Genomic DNA, 16721 nt, shown 5'->3' on the forward strand with positions numbered 1-16721 from the left:
ATCAAAGTGTTTCAAGACACAGATAGCGAAAAACAATATGCATTATTGGGTGAAGAAGATAGTCGTGGTGTGAAAAACGAAGTCCTATTTGTTGTTCAACTGGTTGAAGAAGATGGACAATATAAAATTGATAATTTTCGCTATGAACAACTTCATGTACATTAAATTCTTAATTTAAACAATTTCTATGTTCATTTATTTTCTATAACCAAAACGTTGACGAACGTTAAAGCGTACGCTATAATCAGGGATGAATAAACATAAAAGGATGTGAACATAATGGAAGTCACTACACCGACAAATGCTCGTAATAATATTTATGGGTTGATTAGGCACGTTGTTTCTGATAATCAACCTGTAGAAATTATCAATACAAAAAATGAGAATGAGAGTGTCGTTATGATCAGTAAATCTGATTGGAATGCGATTCAAGAAACATTATTTTTACAAAATACAGGGGTTCTTGATCAAATTAAACGTCACGAAAATGAAGGCACAGAAGAGCTAGGTGAAATTGATTGGGATTCACTATAGAGATTAAGAAAAATGCCAAAAAGGATTTACCAAAATTGAAAGCAGCAGGATTGCATAAAAAATTTGATGAACTGATTCAAGTGATTCGAGAAAATCCTTTTCAAACTCCACCACCATATGAAAAATTAGTTGGTGTTCCATATTATTCAAGAAGAATTAATATACAGCACCGATTAGTTTATAGCGTAGATATAAAAGAAAATGTGGTAGTTATCCTTTCTGTATGGTCACATTATGAACGTGGATTAAATTAGAAAAAATATACTAGCACCATGTAACTCCCAAAGAAAGTTAGAGGTGAGAAAATGACTTATAATTTTTACGATGAGTATTCTATCGCGCGTAATCAATTTCATAACCAGCAATTCCCTTCAGAATACTTAGATGATATTTTAGTTCGATTAGCTTATCATTCAAGTGCTATTGAGGGAAATACGATATCTTTACCTCAAACTGTTTCTATCATTTTGCATAATACGGTTCCCGAAAGAACTTCACTACGTGAGCTATTTGAAGTTGAAAATCATAGAGGTGCTTTTGCATTAATGCTGGAAAAAGTACAAGAGAACGAAGAATTATCCATTTCTTTAGTTAAAGATATCCATGAACGACTAATGGATAAATTAATTGTTGATCGTGGTCGATTCAAATCGAATGAAAATGCGATATTAGGGGCAGATTTTGATACAGCTTCACCGCAGGAAACTCCGTTTTTAATGCAACAACTTATTGATAACCTGAATTACCGGTTAGCTGTTTCTACAACTGAAGGCGAGCAACTTGAAGCAATTTTGGATTCGCATATCCAATTTGAACGTATCCACCCATTTAGTGATGGTAATGGACGTACGGGGCGATTGGTTATGAATTATTCTTTACTCAAAGAGGGATTTCCACCTTTAGTGATTCAAACGGAAGACAAAGGTCAATATCTGGAGTTATTAGCTGAACAAAATGTCAGAGGGCTAATGAAGTATGCACTTGAACAAATGGCCAAGGAAGAAAAGCGCCAAGAACAATTCATTGAAAAAGAAAAAGTACAGGAACACGATTTAGAGTTATAAAAAATTGAATAGAAAAGGGTACGCCTTTTCTAAGGAGGGGCGTATCCGCTCCTCCTTCTTTTATCTTTTTGGGAGGAAAACTATGAATTATCAAAAATACAAGGAATTAGGAAATTTATTCAAGGAGACATTTCTATTGGTTGTTTCTGATAAGAACAGTTTATTTGATTTTTTCAACCAAGTTCAGATATTTCATAAATACGATATTTATGAACAAATATTTATTTACGGACAGAAGCCGAATGCTACTCATATCGCTGATTTTGATACGTGGAAAAAATTAGGACGATTTGTTAAAAAAGGAGAAAAGTCTATTGCTGTTCTTAGCCAGTCAACAGGGAAAATAAATATAAAACATTATTTTGATCTTTCTCAAACAGATGGAAAAAAACTTGATTTTCCAGATTATACGTTAGAAAAGAACGACTGGAATCTTTTAGTTAGCCAAGAGATAGAAGATTTAATTGATGAAACAGTTGATTTTACTGAAGAACCAGATATTCGTAGACTATCTATAGAAATTGGTTTATTTTTGGCAAAAAATAAGAGTATTGGTTCTGAAGTAATTGATATAACCGAACAAGAATTCACTATGTTACAAAGTTTGCCTAACTTTTTTAAAGTAATGAATTATGCAAATGAAGTAAACCTACTAATTAGTAAAGAAATTTTAGTTTATAAAAGAGAGAGGATGAATGAACATGAGTCTAAAATATTACGAGAACGAGACAGGTCAATTGATACCAGAAGTCGAGTATCCCAATTATCCACTGGGGAGATTCGGGAAAATAGCTGTAGCCAAATTACAGGAAGAGAATCCCGTGGAGTATCAAATCAAACTAGTCGAGGGCGATTTGATGAAGTGGGGACACGAGATCAACAAAAAAGTGTGGAACAGAGTAAGCGAATTGATGGAATCGTTGGAAGAAGCCAATCCACTGACATCAGCCCAACAAGCGAATTTCGAGGAAGCGTCGAAGATACGAACGCAATTTCGGGAACAAGCAATCGAACTCGCAATGAGCGAGATTCTATAGAGGTAAAATCTAATATAGATATAAAAGACTTGGAAGAAAAACAATCTTCGGAGTCTTTTTTTGTTGAAAAAAATCATGATTACGAAGAAATTACTCCAGATTTTACAGAGGAAGAGCTAAACAACATATTGAGACGTGGATCAGGCGTTGAAGGTGGAAAAATACGCATTTACCATTTATATCAACGAACCCTTTCCAAAAAGGAAAGAGCTTCTTTTTTAAAAGATGAATATGGTTGGTCAGGTTCTACTTTAGATATTCAGGGTTCTTCTTTTTCGATGATGGATTGTCGTCCAAGCAAAGGAATTACAGTAATTAAAAAAATCAATAATGAAGACTATGAGCGTGTGATGAAATGGTCGGAAGTTGAGGAACGTATTGGTTTGTTAATTCGTCAAAATGAATATCTAACTGAAGAAGAACTTAAACTTGTGCAATCAAAGAAAGAAGAATCAGTTAAAGAAGAGTTAAGCCAAATGGATACTGAAGCAGAGGAATTAACGCTATTTGATTTAGAAGAGATAAAAACAGAAGGAAAACCTGTTATAACTGAAGGATATGGGACAGAAGTAGCATTTATTCCGAAAATAGAAGCTAAAAAAGAGACAATCAATCATGACGAAACAATGTTTGAACAAATTTATCGGAATAAAACAAACGGTTTTTCTTTTGAAAATATAGACGTTGTTCAATTTTATCCTAGTAAAGCGAGAGAAAAAATCAAAGCAAATCTTGAAGCGATTCGGTTATCGAAAGAAATTAGTCAGATACCTGGACGAATCGCTACTGACAAAGAACGAGAAGTTCTTGCAAAATATGTCGGTTGGGGTGGTTTGGCAGCGATTTTTGATGAACGTGATGACCAATATTTAAGTGAACGGAATCAGTTGAAAGTTTTGTTATCTGCAGAGGACTATCGAGCAGCTAGAGAAAGCGTATTGACTGCTTATTATACTGATCCACGTATTATTCAAGCAATTTATCAAAAAATTGAAGCGATGGGCTTTAAAGGTGGCACAATTTTAGATCCTTCGACAGGAACAGGGAATTTCTTTTCGGCTATGCCAAAAACAATCAAAGAAAATTCCACACTTTATGGGGTGGAATTAGACCCAATTACTGGGAAAATTGCGCAACAATTGCACCCTGACGCGAATATTGAAATTACAGGTTTTGAGAAAACTCCTTTAAATAAAGATAAATTTGACTTAGTCATTAGTAATATTCCTTTTGACAACTTCAAAATTGAAGATGAAAACTATTCTAAAAAATATGCGATTCATGATTACTTTATTAAAAAAGCCCTTGATAGCACAAAAGAAGGCGGAATTGTAGCAGTTATTACGTCGATGTCGACAATGGACAAATCAGATTCTTCTATTAGAAGAGAATATGCTGAAAAAGCTGATTTATTAGGTGCTGTTCGCTTACCAAGTAATGCGTTTAAGAAGATTGCAGGAACGGATGTTGTGACAGATATTCTTTTCTTCCAAAAAAATTTTGAACGAGAATTAGAATACTCTCCTAGCTGGGTATTTACTGGAACAGATCCAGAAATACCAGAAGTAAGTATGAATAATTATTTTATTCGACACAAAGAAATGGTTTTAGGAGAATTAGCTGTCAAGAACTTCAGAGGACAAACCCTAACAGTCAAATCACATGAAGGAGACTTAATTGATTATTTAAACCAAGCATTTTTGAATTTTAATGGTCAATTAGCCATTTCAACGGAAACAGAAGTGATTGATTTAGTTTCGGTAGAAAAAGAAGGGTTAGAGAAAGAAATTCCAATGTTCAATTATGGAGTCATTGGTGACGAAATTTTCTTCAATGATGCTGGAGAATTAGAAAAGTATGCGGGTTCTAAAAAGTCCACAGAACAAATGAAACGATTGATTGAAATTAAAGAAGCTTTGCTTTCAGTCATTGAGTTACAACGAAATACAGAATATACACAGGAAGAATTACAAGCTTCTTTAAATCAGCTTAATGATTGTTATGATGGATTTGTAGCTACCTATGGTTCGATAAATAAAGTAGGTAAAATATTTGATCGTGATGAGTATTATCCGTTGTTAAAGTCGATTGAAGAGGTTCAAGAAGATGGCACAGTTCGAAAGGGAGATATCTTCTTTCAAGCAACGATTCGACAAATAGAAGAAATCACTCAAGTAGATACAGCTCAAGAAGCTCTACAATTGTCAATTAATCGACAAATGAAAGTAGATCTCGATTATATGATGTCTATTTATCCAAAAGACAAAGAAACGATCATTGACGAATTAGAGGATTCGATTTTTATCAATCCTACGAAGTATCAAGGTGATATTTATGGTAATGTTTGGGAAACACGTGAAGAATATCTCAGCGGAGATGTCAAACAGAAATTAGTGGAAGCAAAATTAGCGATTGAATCGTATCCAGAAATTTTTCAAAAAAACGTGTCAGCACTTGAACAATCACAACCAACACCATTAAAAGCTGGAGATATTGACTATTCATTGGGAGCTACATGGATTCCAACTGAAATTTATCAATCGTTTATGTATGAATTATTTGAAACACCTCAATACATGCAGAGAAGCGGGATTATTCAACTAGAGTATGATTCCTATGCTTCTAAATATTTTATTCGTGGAAAAAGTAGAGACGAAAATGCGTTAACAACCAATAAATATGGGACAAAGCGTGCAAATGCGTATTTGATTTTGGAAAATAGTTTAAATCTTTTAAAAGTGGAAGTACGAGACCGAGTGATTGATAATGACGGTAAGAAACGATACGAACTCAATCCAAAAGAAACGATGTATGCACGTACGAAACAAGAAGGGCTACAAGAAACCTTTAAAAGTTGGGTGATGAATCATAGTGAGGTATTGGAAGAATTACATGCAATCTATGAAGAACGGTTCAATCGAATTGTGTCAAGGACTTATGATGGCAGCAAACTAGAGTTTCCTGGTTTGAATCAAAAAATCACTTTACGCCCTGCGCAACAAAATGTGGTCGCGCGTATTCTACATGAAGGAAGAGCATTAATGGCACATTCTGTAGGGGCAGGAAAAACACTTTCCATGATTACAGCAGGAATGATGATGAAAGAACATGGACTGATCAAGAAACCATTGTACGTTGTGCCTAATCATTTAGTGGGAGATTTTGGGACAGAATTATTACGCTTTTATCCTGCCCAAAAAGTATTGATTACCACAAAAAAAGATTTTGAGAAAAGTAAACGCAAAGAGTTTGTTTCTCGAATTGCTGTAGGAGAATATGACGCCGTTATTATTGGTCATAGTCAATTTGAAAAAATCACGTTATCGCCAGAACGGCAAAAGAAAATGTTACAAGAAGAAATTGATCGAGTTTCTGAAGCAGTTGCGGAATATCAAATGAATAACGAAGAAGAATCTTGGTCAATCAAACAGATGATTTCTTTTGAAAAACGATTAAACGAAAGACTTGAGAAATTAAATAAACAAGATAAGAAAGATCATATGATTTATTTTGAAGATTTAGGAGTGGACTTCTTATTTGTTGACGAGGCGCATGTTTATAAGAACCTTTATTCTTATACGAAACTATCCAATGTGGCAGGAGTGAACTCTTCCAATAGTTTACGTGCCAGTGATATGGAAATGAAGGTCAAATATCTGTTAGAAGAAAATAATCAACGAGGGGTTGTTTTTGCGACAGGAACGCCGATTTCCAACTCGATGTCTGAAATGTTTACAATGCAGAAATATCTTCAACCCGATATATTAGAAGCATATGGTGTCAGTCATTTTGACGCATGGGCTTCTACTTTTGGCGAGATTATTTCTTCTTTAGAGATTAATCCTGAAGGTAGTGGTTATCAGATGAAGAATCGTTTTGCCAAATTTCACAACTTACCTGAATTGATGACTATGTTTAATTTGGTAGCGGATATCCAAACACCTGATATGTTAAAACTTCCTGTGCCTAAATTAAAAACTGGAAAAGCACAAATTGTTGTCACTGAACCAATTCAGTATCAAAAAGATAAGGTGGAAGAACTTGGTGATCGTGCGATGGCAGTACGTGAAAAAAAAGTAATGCCAGAAGAAGACAATATGTTGAAAATCACGAATGAAGCAAAACTCATGGCTTTAGATCCACGTTTATTGGAAGACTATGATGAAGAAAAATATGATTCTGACGAATTGAAGCAAACGAAGTTAGCTACTTGTGCCAATAAAGTATTTGCGATTTGGAAAGAAACAGAAGCAGCTCGTTCCACGCAAATGATTTTTTCTGATTCTGGTACACCAAATCCAAAAAAATTTAATGTTTATGATGAAATGAAACGATTATTGATGGATAAGGGAATCCCAGAAGAAGAGATTGTGTTTATTCATGACGCTAAAAATGATAAACAACGAGAAGCGATGTTTGAGAAAATGAGAAAAGGCTCGATTCGTATTATGTTGGGAAGCACAAGTAAAGTTGGGACAGGAACAAATATCCAAAACAAAATGATTGCGGCTCACCATATTGATTGTCCTTGGCGTCCGTCAGATATCGAGCAGCGTGATGGTCGAATTATTCGACAAGGAAATGAGAATAAAAAAGTTCAAATCTATCGTTATGTGACGAAAGGAACGTTTGATAGTTTCTTATGGCAAATTCAGGAACAAAAGCAAACGTATATTTCTCAAGTCATGTCTGGTAAAGCTATTTCTCGAAGCGTTGATGAATTATCCGAAACAGTGCTAGACGCTTCCGAAGTTAAAGCATTAGCAACAGGAAATCCATTGATTGCAGAGAAGATGAAATTGGACAATGAGATTAGCCGTTTGCGGATGTTGCAATCTGCTTTCTTGAATGAACAAGAAAGTCTAAAAAGAAATGTAGAACAAAATTATCCGAAAAAAATGCAAGAAATTAAACATTCGATTACCCAATTGGAAAAAGATGTCGAATTGTCAAAACAATATTCTAATAATGAATTTCAAGTTCAATTATTGAACATGACTTATGATTCTCGAACGGAAGCTACGCAAAAGCTTGAACAGTTGTGCCAAGCTTATAATCGTTCTGAAGAATTTGTAGAAGTGGGTGCTTATCAAGGTTTTAGTATCCATCTAAAACGTAGTGAAATGCAGTATGGACAGCTTGAAATGAAATTGCAGTCTGAAGGTGGACGTTATACAACGTTGATTGATCCACAAGCAGGTATTGGAATGGTTCGTCGGATTGAAAATATTGTTCAAAAATTGCCTGAACGGATATTAGAAAAACAAGAACAACTAAAAGAAACGGAAGAAAAGTTAGAAATAGCAAAACAACAACTTGGTCAACCTTTTTCACAAGAACAAGAACTAAAAGAAAAAGTAGCAGAACAAACAAGAATTAACACAGAAATTGAGTGTTCACTAAGTAAGAAGAAAGGCTCACAATCAGTGACTGATGAAATAGAAGAAACTGTGGAATATGAAGAAGAACGCTATACAGAAGAATACAATATAGAAGAAATAGAAATGTAGGGACTCCTACATTTCTATTATTTTGGAGGTAAATAAAATGACAAAAGAAACTCTTTCAATAAAAGATATTTTAACTAGATTAGAAGCTACAGAAGACGGAATATTGCTCATTCCGGAATCAGATGTAGCAATTGTTGATGAACGAGACCTTGAAGAGTTTGATATTCCTGAAACATTAAAAGATTCCAAGATTATTTGTTTCTGGACTACTGATGAAGTTCGAAATTATTTTAGTATAAAAGATGATAAAATGTTGTGGTTTGATAATGAATTAAGCGCACCTGTAAGTTTTTTTGAAGGAAATGTAAAAGAAGATATTGTATTTGTGATCGATGATAGAACGTTTGACTTAAAAATTTTATCAGACGATATTGTTCAGTATGAAGATCACAATTTTTTTGAGGATAGAGAAATAGAAATGTAGGATTCCTACATTTCTATTTTATTTATATACAGGGAAGGAGAAGAAATATGTTAAACAATCATTCTTGGGAAGAAAAGGGAAAGAAAATCTATTCGGCTGAAACGCTATGAAAAGGATAGCACGCCAATCCCATTTACTGTTGAAAAAGGAAAACAGGATTCTGTACAATTAACGAAGAAAAATAAAGTTGTACCAGGTAGTGTGTTATTAACAAAAGTAGACAGTGAAACAGGAAAAACTCTTGCAGGCGCAGTTTTTGAACTACAAGATAAAGATGGTCATACTTTGCAAGAAAACTTAGTAACAGATAATTTCGGTCACTTATCTATTTCAGGATTAAAAGTAGGACACTATCAATTAGTTGCAACACAAGCACCTAAAGGCTATGAGATAGATACTACACCTATTAAGTTTGAAATCACCAAAGACATGAGCCATAAGAATGTGGAAGTGACAAAGGAAAACACACCAGAAGAAAAGAGTGTTCGTTTAGAAAAACGTGATCGTCAAACGGAACAGCTATTGTCTGGTGCATAATTTGAACTGAGGAATGAAGATGGCAAAGTTCTTCAAAGTGTTTTAGTGACAGATAAAAATGGGGTTATTTTCCTAAAAGGGTTAGCTAATGGTAACTATCAACTAATAGAAACTAAAGCGCCAAATGGTTATCGTTTGGATAACACACCAGTTGTTTTTACTATTGATTCGGATACAACCGTTGTCAATGTAACAAAATACAATGTGAAAGAATCGCAAGATACACCAGTAAATCCAACGAATAAGAATGAAGGAATACCAACTAAAAACAATTTATCCAATAGTAGTAAGTATACAATATCAATGGCTAAATATAATCAAACAAACAATCCTAAAGAGAAAAAATCTTCTGTGGATGGCAAGCGTACTTATTTGCCAAAAACAAGTGAGAAAACAAATAAATGGTTAACTTGGATTGGTGGAGGGATTTTTCTAGTAGTTAGTGTTGGGATATTTTCTTTAAAAAAGAAGAAGTCATCAACCCAAACGGTTGATGACCGAGATAGATAATAATGGAAGATGTAGATTGAAATTTGTATAAAATCATTATATGAAGAAAAACAGTAATTTTATTCTTATTTTTAATCAAAAAAAGATAAAAAATAAGAATGGTTGAAAAACAAGATTTTTTTGATAAAATAGTATTGATAAACGTCCATACTATAGGCTTTATAGGTACTGTCCGTTAGTGAAGTTTCAGGCAGTACCTATCTTTATTAATTTGGTATATAGATGTTATACTCAAGATGCAGTAAGGTAGCATTTTTTATTTGTTTTTGAAGTAATTTTCTGAGCTATGTTTACGCATAGCTTTTTTTATTCATAGTATATCATTTGATAAATTACCAATATATTAAATGAAGGGGGAGTGACTGAGTTGTTAGTAGAAGCTGTTCATGTTCAACCAGCACATGGAAGAATAAATGATTCCGTCTACTTAAAAAATAAGATATTTACTTTTCGTGTAGCTGAAAAATTAGAAAAAAAGCTTCAAAAGGGAATGCTTGTGTATTCTAAAGATGGTCAATTGGTTTATGTTAAAAATATAATTAGTGGTAGATCCGAAAAAGAAGAAAACGAGTATACTGCGATTATTAGTAAAATTTTTAACGAAAATCGTTCCTCGGGTGCTAGTAAGAATCAAACAGTCGTAGACAATTATCAGGAAACAAAAAAACAAGAACCTAAAAAACTATCTGTGAATGGAAACCATACGTATTTTCCAAAAACAAATGATAAAACGAATCGATGGGTGACTTTGATTGGAGGAATCGTTGTTATGAGTGGAATAGGATGTGCTATTTTAGCTAACAAAAGAGAGAAGTCACCAAATAAATTATTTGATGACTACGTGAAATGATATAGAGATTATAAAGTTTTAAGAATATTGGATGATACAAATATAACAAAAAAATAGTTTTAACCATTTCAAAAAATTTAAAATAAAAAGAAAAAGAAAAAATAAAAAAGATAGGTACTGCTCATTGATGAAGTTTCAAGCAGTACTTATCTTTTTCATTTGACATATAGATGTTATACTCAAGACGTAGTTACGATAGCATTTTTTATCTGTTTCTGAAACAATTTTAGGAGCTATGTTTGCGCATAGCTTTTTTTCATTCATAGCATATTCTTTGGTAAGTTGCCAATATATTTGATGAAGGGGAAGTGAATTAGTTGCTAGTAGAAGCTGTTTATGTTCAACCAGCACATGGAAGGATAAATGATTCCGTCTACTTAAAAAATAAGCAATTTACTTTTCGTGTAGCTGAAAAATTAGAAAAAAAGATTCAAAAGGGAATGCTTGTGTATTCTAAAGATGGTCAATTGGTTTATGTAAAAAACATAATTACTGGTAGATCTGAAGAAGAAGAAAATAAGTATACTGCGATTATTAGTAAAATTTTTAATAAAGCACCGAGTATTCTCCCTGTAAAAAAAGGAGATAAAATACGATTCATAAACAAAAAGACAATTTTTGAAGGGCTATTTTTAGAATTGAAAGATAAGACCTTACACAAAACCAAGCAAAAGGTTTATTTCAAAGTACCACCAACTATCTATAAGAAAATTGGCATAGGAGATATTGTGATCTTTTCTATTAAAGGTAAAAAGTACCATGTATTAATTATCCAAGTCTACAAACCAACAGAATTGGATAAAGAAGTATCTTTAATCAAACCGAAATTCAAACCATTCTTTTTAAAAAAAGCTGCGAAAGGCTTCAAAAAAACAGACTATATTACTATACCAAAGGAAGAGAATATTGTAACTTCTAATCAAAATCAACAAACAAATCGTAAACGTCCGTTTACGATAAGAAAAACAAGTCAATAAGATATTTTGAACCTCTCATGACTACGAGAGGTTCAATCGTACTTTCAATTTGAGATTGTAATACAATTGTATTACAATAGGTTTGAAAGGAAGTTGATAACTATGCCAGTAATCAGTATTCGAGTATCTAACGAAGAAAAAGATTTTCTTGAAAAAGTTGCTAACTTTAATGGAGACAATATTTCTGAATTTATGCGCAGTAATTCTTTACAATCAGCTGAGTCATTAGTAGACTTTGAAACCTATAAAAAACTAATGAAAGATCATGAGAAAAATGATCAAAGCATTTCTCATGAAGAAATGCTAAAAGAGTTAGGATTATAAGATGACCTATCAAGTACGATATGAACGAGAAGCGCAAAAAGCATTAAAAAAAATGGATAAATTTCAAGCAAAAGTTATCCTGAACTGGATTGAGAAAAATCTTGTTGGCACAGACGATCCAAGAAGACATGGGAAAGGACTAACAGCTAATAAATCAGGATATTGGAGATATAGAGTAGGTGCATATCGTATAATAGCTGATATTAGTGAGCAAGAAGTGACGATTCTTATCTTATCAATTGGTCATAGAAGCGAAATATATAAGTAATAGACATGTCGATATAATTTTGTTAAAGGGCCAGAAACTTAAAAGTTTCTGACCCTTTATTTTTTCTATATTCTGATATGTGTAACTTTTTTTCTAGAAGGAGCATGTAAAAAAGTCATTTGACATAGCTTGCACGACAACAGTAGGGAAAGCCATAAAAATTGTTTAACGGATATTTCTTTTGGGCAGTAACCATAGCGGAATAGTAGGAAAGTTCAAAGCCTATTAGTACTCTATCTTGGCAACAGGCTAAAAACGGGCACTCATTCGTGTGAATGGCATGTCTAAAATGTTGATTGGTAAATTTCTCGAAGTAGTAGTAATACATTATTGTCACTCTCCTTTACAATCACAAATATAACAAATAAGAGAGTAATCACATTTCACACTTTTTACTTTTTTGATTATAAATCACGATCATTAAATCACGATTTTATGAACATTTTCTGCCTGATTATTTTTTATAAGAATAACCACATAAATGAATACATTGTATTTACTTACAACTTATATTATAATAGTAATAAATTAAATAGAGGAGTTTTTTTATGAAAACTAGACGACAAGGAAATGCAATTGTTTTAACTGTTCCAACTAAGTTCGGCATTAATGAAAATGTTGACTACTTAGCTGTTAAAGGAGACGATGATTCAATCACGTTTATCAAAAAACAAGCAAATATTTTTGATGCAGCAGCTGCTGCAGGTAAAAAAATCGATGCAAGTTCAGGATTCCCAGACGATAAACCCATTGGAAAGGAAATTCTTTAAAAAATGGATAAACCTAAAGAATTTCCTAAACAAGGGGATATTATAACTATAAATTTCAATCCCAGTGCAGGACGAGAAATTCAAAAAAGACGACCAGCTCTAGTTGTAAGCACCGATAACTATAATCTAGTTACTGGATTGGTAGCTGTTTGCCCAATCACAAGCACCAAAAAAGAACATTTTATTCCACTAAATGAAAATCATCAGATAAAAGGTTATGTCAATGCTTTACAAGTAAAAACTTTAGACTATAAAGCACGCCACTGGAAAAAAATAGAAAAAGCAACATTGTCAGAACTTGGACAAGTAGCACAAACAATAAACATGATTTTTAGCTTTGATACTTTATTGGGAGAATAAAAAGCTCATCCTGCTACATAGGTGAGTTTTTTTCATTACTTATTAATCTCAAAAATATTAGATATATTTTCACTGAAGACCTATTAGCCTAGTAATATGATCAGAATTTTTAACATTGAATAATGACACAACTAACTGATTTATTCTATTGTAGTGTCCGTTAACTACTACATTATATTTTCCGTCCTCTAACATTAGCATCTTCGTCGCTAACTCTTTTTTGGCCACAATACAACAATAGGGTTTGTGAATAGTAGTTAACGTAAATCGGATCATTAGAGGATCATATTTATAACTCTTATTTTGTCTAATACTCCTACTAAATGTTCCACATTTCTCGCCCCTAATATAGTTTCATAATAATATCACTTATCACCATTAATTAGTTAACTACAGGACTAGTATAACTCACTTATATAATAGAAAAAATATAGCACTGCTGGAAACTTCTTTAACAAGCAGTACCTACAATAACAATTGAACATCTACTACTATTTATCTTATCACTAAATATAAATTATTATTTGCTTGTTTTTCTTATTGTAAACGGACGTTTACGATTTATTTGTTGCTTTTTATCAGAAGCTGCACTACTTTCTTCCCCTGATATAGTGATATAGTCTGTTTTTTTAAAGCCTTTCGCAACTTTTTTCAAAAAAAATGGTTTAAATTTCGGTTGAATGAAAGATACTTCTTTATTCAATTCTGTTGGTTTGTAGACTTGGATAATTAATACATGGTACTTTTTATCTTTAACAGAAAAGATCACAATATCTCCTATGCCAATTTTTTTATGAACAGTTGATGGTGCTTTGAAATAAACCTTTTGCTTGGTTTTGTGTAAGGTCTTATCTTTTAATTCTAAAAATAGCCCTTCAAAAATTGTCTTTTTGTTTATGAATCGTATTTTAGGTAACTTTTCTCCTTTTTTTACAGGGAGAATACTCGGTGTTTCATTAAAAATTTTACTAATAATCGCAGCATACTTATTTTCTTCTTCTTCGGATCTACCAGTAATTATGTTTTTTACATAAACCAATTGACCATCTTTAGAATACACAAGCATTCCCTTTAGAATCTTTTTTTCTAATTTTTCAGCTACACGAAAAGTAAATTTCTTATTTTTTAAGTAGACGGAATCATTTATTCTTCCATGTGCTGGTTGAACATGAACAGCTTCTACTAACAACTTATTCACTTCCTCTTCATTTAATATATTAGCAATTTATCAAATGATATGCTATTAATGAAAAAAGCTATGCGTAAACATAGCCCCTAAATTTGCTTCAGAAACAGACAAAAAATGCTATCGTAACTACGTCTTGAGTATAACATCTATATGTCAAATGAAAAAGATAAGTACTGCTTGAAACTTCATCAATGAGCAGTACCTATCTTTTTTATTTTTTCTTTTTCTTTTTATTTTAAATTTTTTGAAATGGTTAAAACTATTTTTTTTGTTATATTTGTATCATCCGATATTCTTAAAACTTTATAATCTCTATATCATTTCACGTAGTCATCAAATAATTTATTTGGTGACTTCTCTCTTTTAATATATTGGCAATTTATCAAAAAAACTACGATTTTCTGAACACTTTGTTTTAAAATAAGAGCTAAGAAAATACACCAATTATTTTGAACGATGTTCTTAGCAATTAAACATTTATAGTTTCTGTCAAATAAAATTAAAAATTTATGCCATTTAAAAAGAAAAGTGACAGCTGTCATTTTTATGTAAGTGAATTATATCTTAATTTATCTATCATCCATACTTAGGAGTGAATCTATGGAAAAGCCATTCATCAAGTCATTGACTACTGTGGTGGTAGGTGCAGGTGCTATTGCGATCTGTTTGTTTGGATACCATATCAATAATCAGCGGCAACATCATCAACGGATCAATTACGCAGAATCTGCCATCACCAATCAAAAAGACACCGTGACCTCTTTATCAAAAGAAGTAGATAAGCTGTACAGTACAAAAGAAAAAATTTTCCTAAATCCTGAAATAACAGAAGAAACAGTTTCAAATTTGTCACATAAACTATCTTCTATCAAACTTTCGGCAGATGATTATGACATCAAGGAATCAGAATTACCTAAAGAAGCTGCTGCGATCTAAGAAGAAAAGAAAGCAGTCTTAACGCAGTTAGAGGATGCAGGATCAAAACTGAAGATCCAGACGGCTGTCAATAAATTATTTACTAAAAACGTATCAAACTGGCAGCAAGCTGTGGATGATGTCATCATCAAAGAAAAGTTGGCAAGTGCAGATGTCGCCCATGTACGTGAAAATATGAGCTTTTTTAAGGATAGTGCTTAGAAAACAGTTGTTATGCAATATCTAGGATTCGCTGATACCCAAATTGCACAAGTCACGCAACTAGATCAGCTATTCGATACGATGCTGAAAGACGGTCAAGTAACAGCTACTGCTACTTACGATCAATATTTGACCGCACTCAGTCTCATCGAACAGATCCGGAATGAAAAAATAAGAGCCGTATACGCGTCAAAAGCAGAAACAGTCGCTCAGCAAATGGGCTATAGCAATACGAGCTATTAATAAGCGAGAATTCAAGCAAGGCTAGCAAACGGAGGAAACTATGGCAAAACGAAGAAGAAAATCAAGAGGGAAAAAGATATTTCTAATTATTTTAGCAATTCTTGTCGTATTAGTATTAGCAATCGTAGGAGTAGGAGCAAAATTATATCTAGATCTCTCACATTCTATTGAAAAAACTTACGAATCAGTGGAACGAACCCAAGGAGAACGAACAAAACCAGTTGATCTGGACAAACAAGAATCCTTCTCTGTCCTATTGATGGGGATCGATACGGGAGATTTAGGACGGGTCGATCAAGGACGATCAGATACGATGATGGTTGCCACAGTCAGTCCTGAAGATAAACAGACAACGATTGTCAGCATTCCTCGGGATACGTATGTCGACATCGTTGGTCATGACACAAAAGACAAGATCAACCACGCTTACGCATTCGGCGGAGCTGCCATGGCAATGGATACCGTACAAAAATATGTAGACATCCCAATCGATCACTATGTTTCAATCAATATGAAAGGTCTAAAAGAACTCGTTGATGCAGTTGGTGGTATCGAAGTCAATAATGACCTCACCTTCTCACAAGATGGCTATGATTTTACGATCGGTAAAATCACATTGAACGGGGATCAGGCATTATCTTATTCTCGTATGCGTTATGAAGATCCAAACGGTGACTATGGTAGACAAGAGCGTCAAAGAAAGATCGTAGAAGGTGTAGCGAAAAAAGTATTGAGTCTAAACGGTGTCAGCAACTATCAATCCGTTTTGAATGCTCTAGAGTCGAATATGAAAACAGACATGAGCTTTGATGAAATGAAAAAGATTGCTTTAGATTATTGGGAGGCATTTGGTACGATCAAGCAAGATCAGCTGCAAGGAGAAGGCTTCATGCAAGACAATATCTCATACCAAAAAGTCAGCGATCAAGAACTTGACCGTGTGAAAAAAGAATTAAAAGATCAAATGAATCTAGAGAATAAATAGGA

16 protein-coding genes and 2 pseudogenes are annotated in these 16721 nt (G+C 33.2%); 16 read left to right on the plus strand and 2 right to left on the minus strand.

Going from position 1 to position 16721, the window contains the following annotated elements; genetic code table 11:
* Nucleotides 1–279: 279 nt before the first annotated feature.
* The 14 genes from AB5M32_RS13015 (at nucleotide 280) to AB5M32_RS13080 (ending at nucleotide 13165) form a co-directional block, all read left to right on the plus strand.
* Nucleotides 280–534, plus strand: a complete 255-nt coding sequence (locus tag AB5M32_RS13015; protein WP_104761970.1) for a type II toxin-antitoxin system Phd/YefM family antitoxin — start codon at nucleotides 280–282, stop codon at nucleotides 532–534.
* Complete coding sequence (locus AB5M32_RS13020; protein WP_104761971.1) at nucleotides 519–788, plus strand: Txe/YoeB family addiction module toxin; 270 nt, start codon at nucleotides 519–521, stop codon at nucleotides 786–788. Before AB5M32_RS13015 ends, AB5M32_RS13020 begins: the two co-directional genes overlap by 16 nt.
* A gap of 51 nt (nucleotides 789–839) precedes the next feature.
* The gene (locus tag AB5M32_RS13025; protein WP_181916680.1) at nucleotides 840–1598 is read left to right on the plus strand and encodes a Fic family protein; all 759 of its coding nucleotides are present in this window, start codon (nucleotides 840–842) and stop codon (nucleotides 1596–1598) included.
* A 701-nt stretch (nucleotides 1599–2299) separates the two neighbouring features.
* Entirely contained in the window at nucleotides 2300–2635 is a 336-nt protein-coding gene (locus tag AB5M32_RS13030) for a TnpV protein (RefSeq protein WP_368024506.1), read from the plus strand.
* A gap of 3041 nt (nucleotides 2636–5676) precedes the next feature.
* Nucleotides 5677–8145: an SNF2-related protein gene (locus AB5M32_RS13035; RefSeq protein ID WP_368020676.1), complete on the plus strand. Its 2469-nt coding sequence runs from the start codon at nucleotides 5677–5679 to the stop codon at nucleotides 8143–8145.
* 37 nt (nucleotides 8146–8182) lie between these two features.
* The gene (locus tag AB5M32_RS13040; protein WP_010720568.1) at nucleotides 8183–8569 is read left to right on the plus strand and encodes a hypothetical protein; all 387 of its coding nucleotides are present in this window, start codon (nucleotides 8183–8185) and stop codon (nucleotides 8567–8569) included.
* A 201-nt stretch (nucleotides 8570–8770) separates the two neighbouring features.
* Nucleotides 8771–9106 carry a collagen binding domain-containing protein gene (locus tag AB5M32_RS13045; protein WP_368020667.1) on the plus strand — a complete coding sequence of 112 codons (336 nt, stop codon included), beginning with the start codon at nucleotides 8771–8773 and terminating at the stop codon, nucleotides 9104–9106.
* 6 nt (nucleotides 9107–9112) lie between these two features.
* Complete coding sequence (locus tag AB5M32_RS13050; protein WP_368024510.1) at nucleotides 9113–9616, plus strand: SpaA isopeptide-forming pilin-related protein; 504 nt, start codon at nucleotides 9113–9115, stop codon at nucleotides 9614–9616.
* A gap of 358 nt (nucleotides 9617–9974) precedes the next feature.
* Nucleotides 9975–10466, plus strand: coding sequence for an LPXTG cell wall anchor domain-containing protein (locus AB5M32_RS13055; RefSeq protein ID WP_252711022.1), 492 nt, complete (start codon nucleotides 9975–9977; stop codon nucleotides 10464–10466).
* 317 nt (nucleotides 10467–10783) lie between these two features.
* Entirely contained in the window at nucleotides 10784–11443 is a 660-nt protein-coding gene (locus AB5M32_RS13060) for a hypothetical protein (RefSeq protein ID WP_368020668.1), read from the plus strand.
* Between the two features lie 102 nt (nucleotides 11444–11545).
* Nucleotides 11546–11767 (plus strand): type II toxin-antitoxin system RelB family antitoxin, encoded by a 222-nt coding sequence (relB, locus tag AB5M32_RS13065; RefSeq protein ID WP_096708555.1) that lies wholly within the window; start codon nucleotides 11546–11548, stop codon nucleotides 11765–11767.
* Between the two features lies 1 nt (nucleotide 11768).
* Entirely contained in the window at nucleotides 11769–12035 is a 267-nt protein-coding gene (locus AB5M32_RS13070; RefSeq protein WP_161440314.1) for a type II toxin-antitoxin system RelE/ParE family toxin, read from the plus strand.
* A 548-nt stretch (nucleotides 12036–12583) separates the two neighbouring features.
* Nucleotides 12584–12805 (plus strand): hypothetical protein, encoded by a 222-nt coding sequence (locus tag AB5M32_RS13075; protein WP_010738575.1) that lies wholly within the window; start codon nucleotides 12584–12586, stop codon nucleotides 12803–12805.
* 3 nt (nucleotides 12806–12808) lie between these two features.
* Nucleotides 12809–13165: a type II toxin-antitoxin system PemK/MazF family toxin gene (locus AB5M32_RS13080; RefSeq protein ID WP_010738576.1), complete on the plus strand. Its 357-nt coding sequence runs from the start codon at nucleotides 12809–12811 to the stop codon at nucleotides 13163–13165.
* A gap of 69 nt (nucleotides 13166–13234) precedes the next feature.
* Here AB5M32_RS13080 and AB5M32_RS13085 read toward each other — a convergent pair.
* Together AB5M32_RS13085 and AB5M32_RS13090 are read right to left on the minus strand one after the other, a co-directional pair.
* Nucleotides 13235–13497 (minus strand): annotated as a pseudogene (locus AB5M32_RS13085) (hypothetical protein).
* Between the two features lie 188 nt (nucleotides 13498–13685).
* The gene (locus AB5M32_RS13090; RefSeq protein ID WP_368020670.1) at nucleotides 13686–14363 is read right to left on the minus strand and encodes a hypothetical protein; all 678 of its coding nucleotides are present in this window, start codon (nucleotides 14361–14363) and stop codon (nucleotides 13686–13688) included.
* A 591-nt stretch (nucleotides 14364–14954) separates the two neighbouring features.
* Between AB5M32_RS13090 and AB5M32_RS13095 the strand changes: the two are divergent.
* Nucleotides 14955–15734, plus strand: a pseudogene (locus AB5M32_RS13095) (hypothetical protein).
* Between the two features lie 40 nt (nucleotides 15735–15774).
* A complete protein-coding gene (locus AB5M32_RS13100) occupies nucleotides 15775–16719 on the plus strand; it encodes an LCP family protein (RefSeq protein ID WP_136771186.1) in 945 nt (314 codons plus the stop codon).
* The last annotated feature ends 2 nt before the right edge of the window (nucleotides 16720–16721 follow it).

It is taken from the genome of Enterococcus sp. C57, assembly GCF_040887305.1.
GTDB classification, from domain to species: Bacteria; Bacillota; Bacilli; order Lactobacillales; family Enterococcaceae; genus Enterococcus_B; species Enterococcus_B hirae.

Excerpts from the sequence above, each read along its gene's own strand:
- AB5M32_RS13075 (WP_010738575.1), top strand. The coding sequence starts at position 12,584 with ATGAAAACTAGACGACAAGGAAATGCAATTGTTTTAACTGTTCCAACT.
- AB5M32_RS13070 (WP_161440314.1), top strand. The coding sequence starts at position 11,769 with ATGACCTATCAAGTACGATATGAACGAGAAGCGCAAAAAGCATTAAAA.
- AB5M32_RS13015 (WP_104761970.1), top strand. The coding sequence starts at position 280 with ATGGAAGTCACTACACCGACAAATGCTCGTAATAATATTTATGGGTTG.
- AB5M32_RS13040 (WP_010720568.1), top strand. The coding sequence starts at position 8,183 with ATGACAAAAGAAACTCTTTCAATAAAAGATATTTTAACTAGATTAGAA.
- AB5M32_RS13025 (WP_181916680.1), top strand. The coding sequence starts at position 840 with ATGACTTATAATTTTTACGATGAGTATTCTATCGCGCGTAATCAATTT.
- AB5M32_RS13030 (WP_368024506.1), top strand. The coding sequence starts at position 2,300 with ATGAGTCTAAAATATTACGAGAACGAGACAGGTCAATTGATACCAGAA.
- AB5M32_RS13080 (WP_010738576.1), top strand. The coding sequence starts at position 12,809 with ATGGATAAACCTAAAGAATTTCCTAAACAAGGGGATATTATAACTATA.
- AB5M32_RS13100 (WP_136771186.1), top strand. The coding sequence starts at position 15,775 with ATGGCAAAACGAAGAAGAAAATCAAGAGGGAAAAAGATATTTCTAATT.
- relB (WP_096708555.1), top strand. The coding sequence starts at position 11,546 with ATGCCAGTAATCAGTATTCGAGTATCTAACGAAGAAAAAGATTTTCTT.
- AB5M32_RS13035 (WP_368020676.1), top strand. The coding sequence starts at position 5,677 with ATGGCACATTCTGTAGGGGCAGGAAAAACACTTTCCATGATTACAGCA.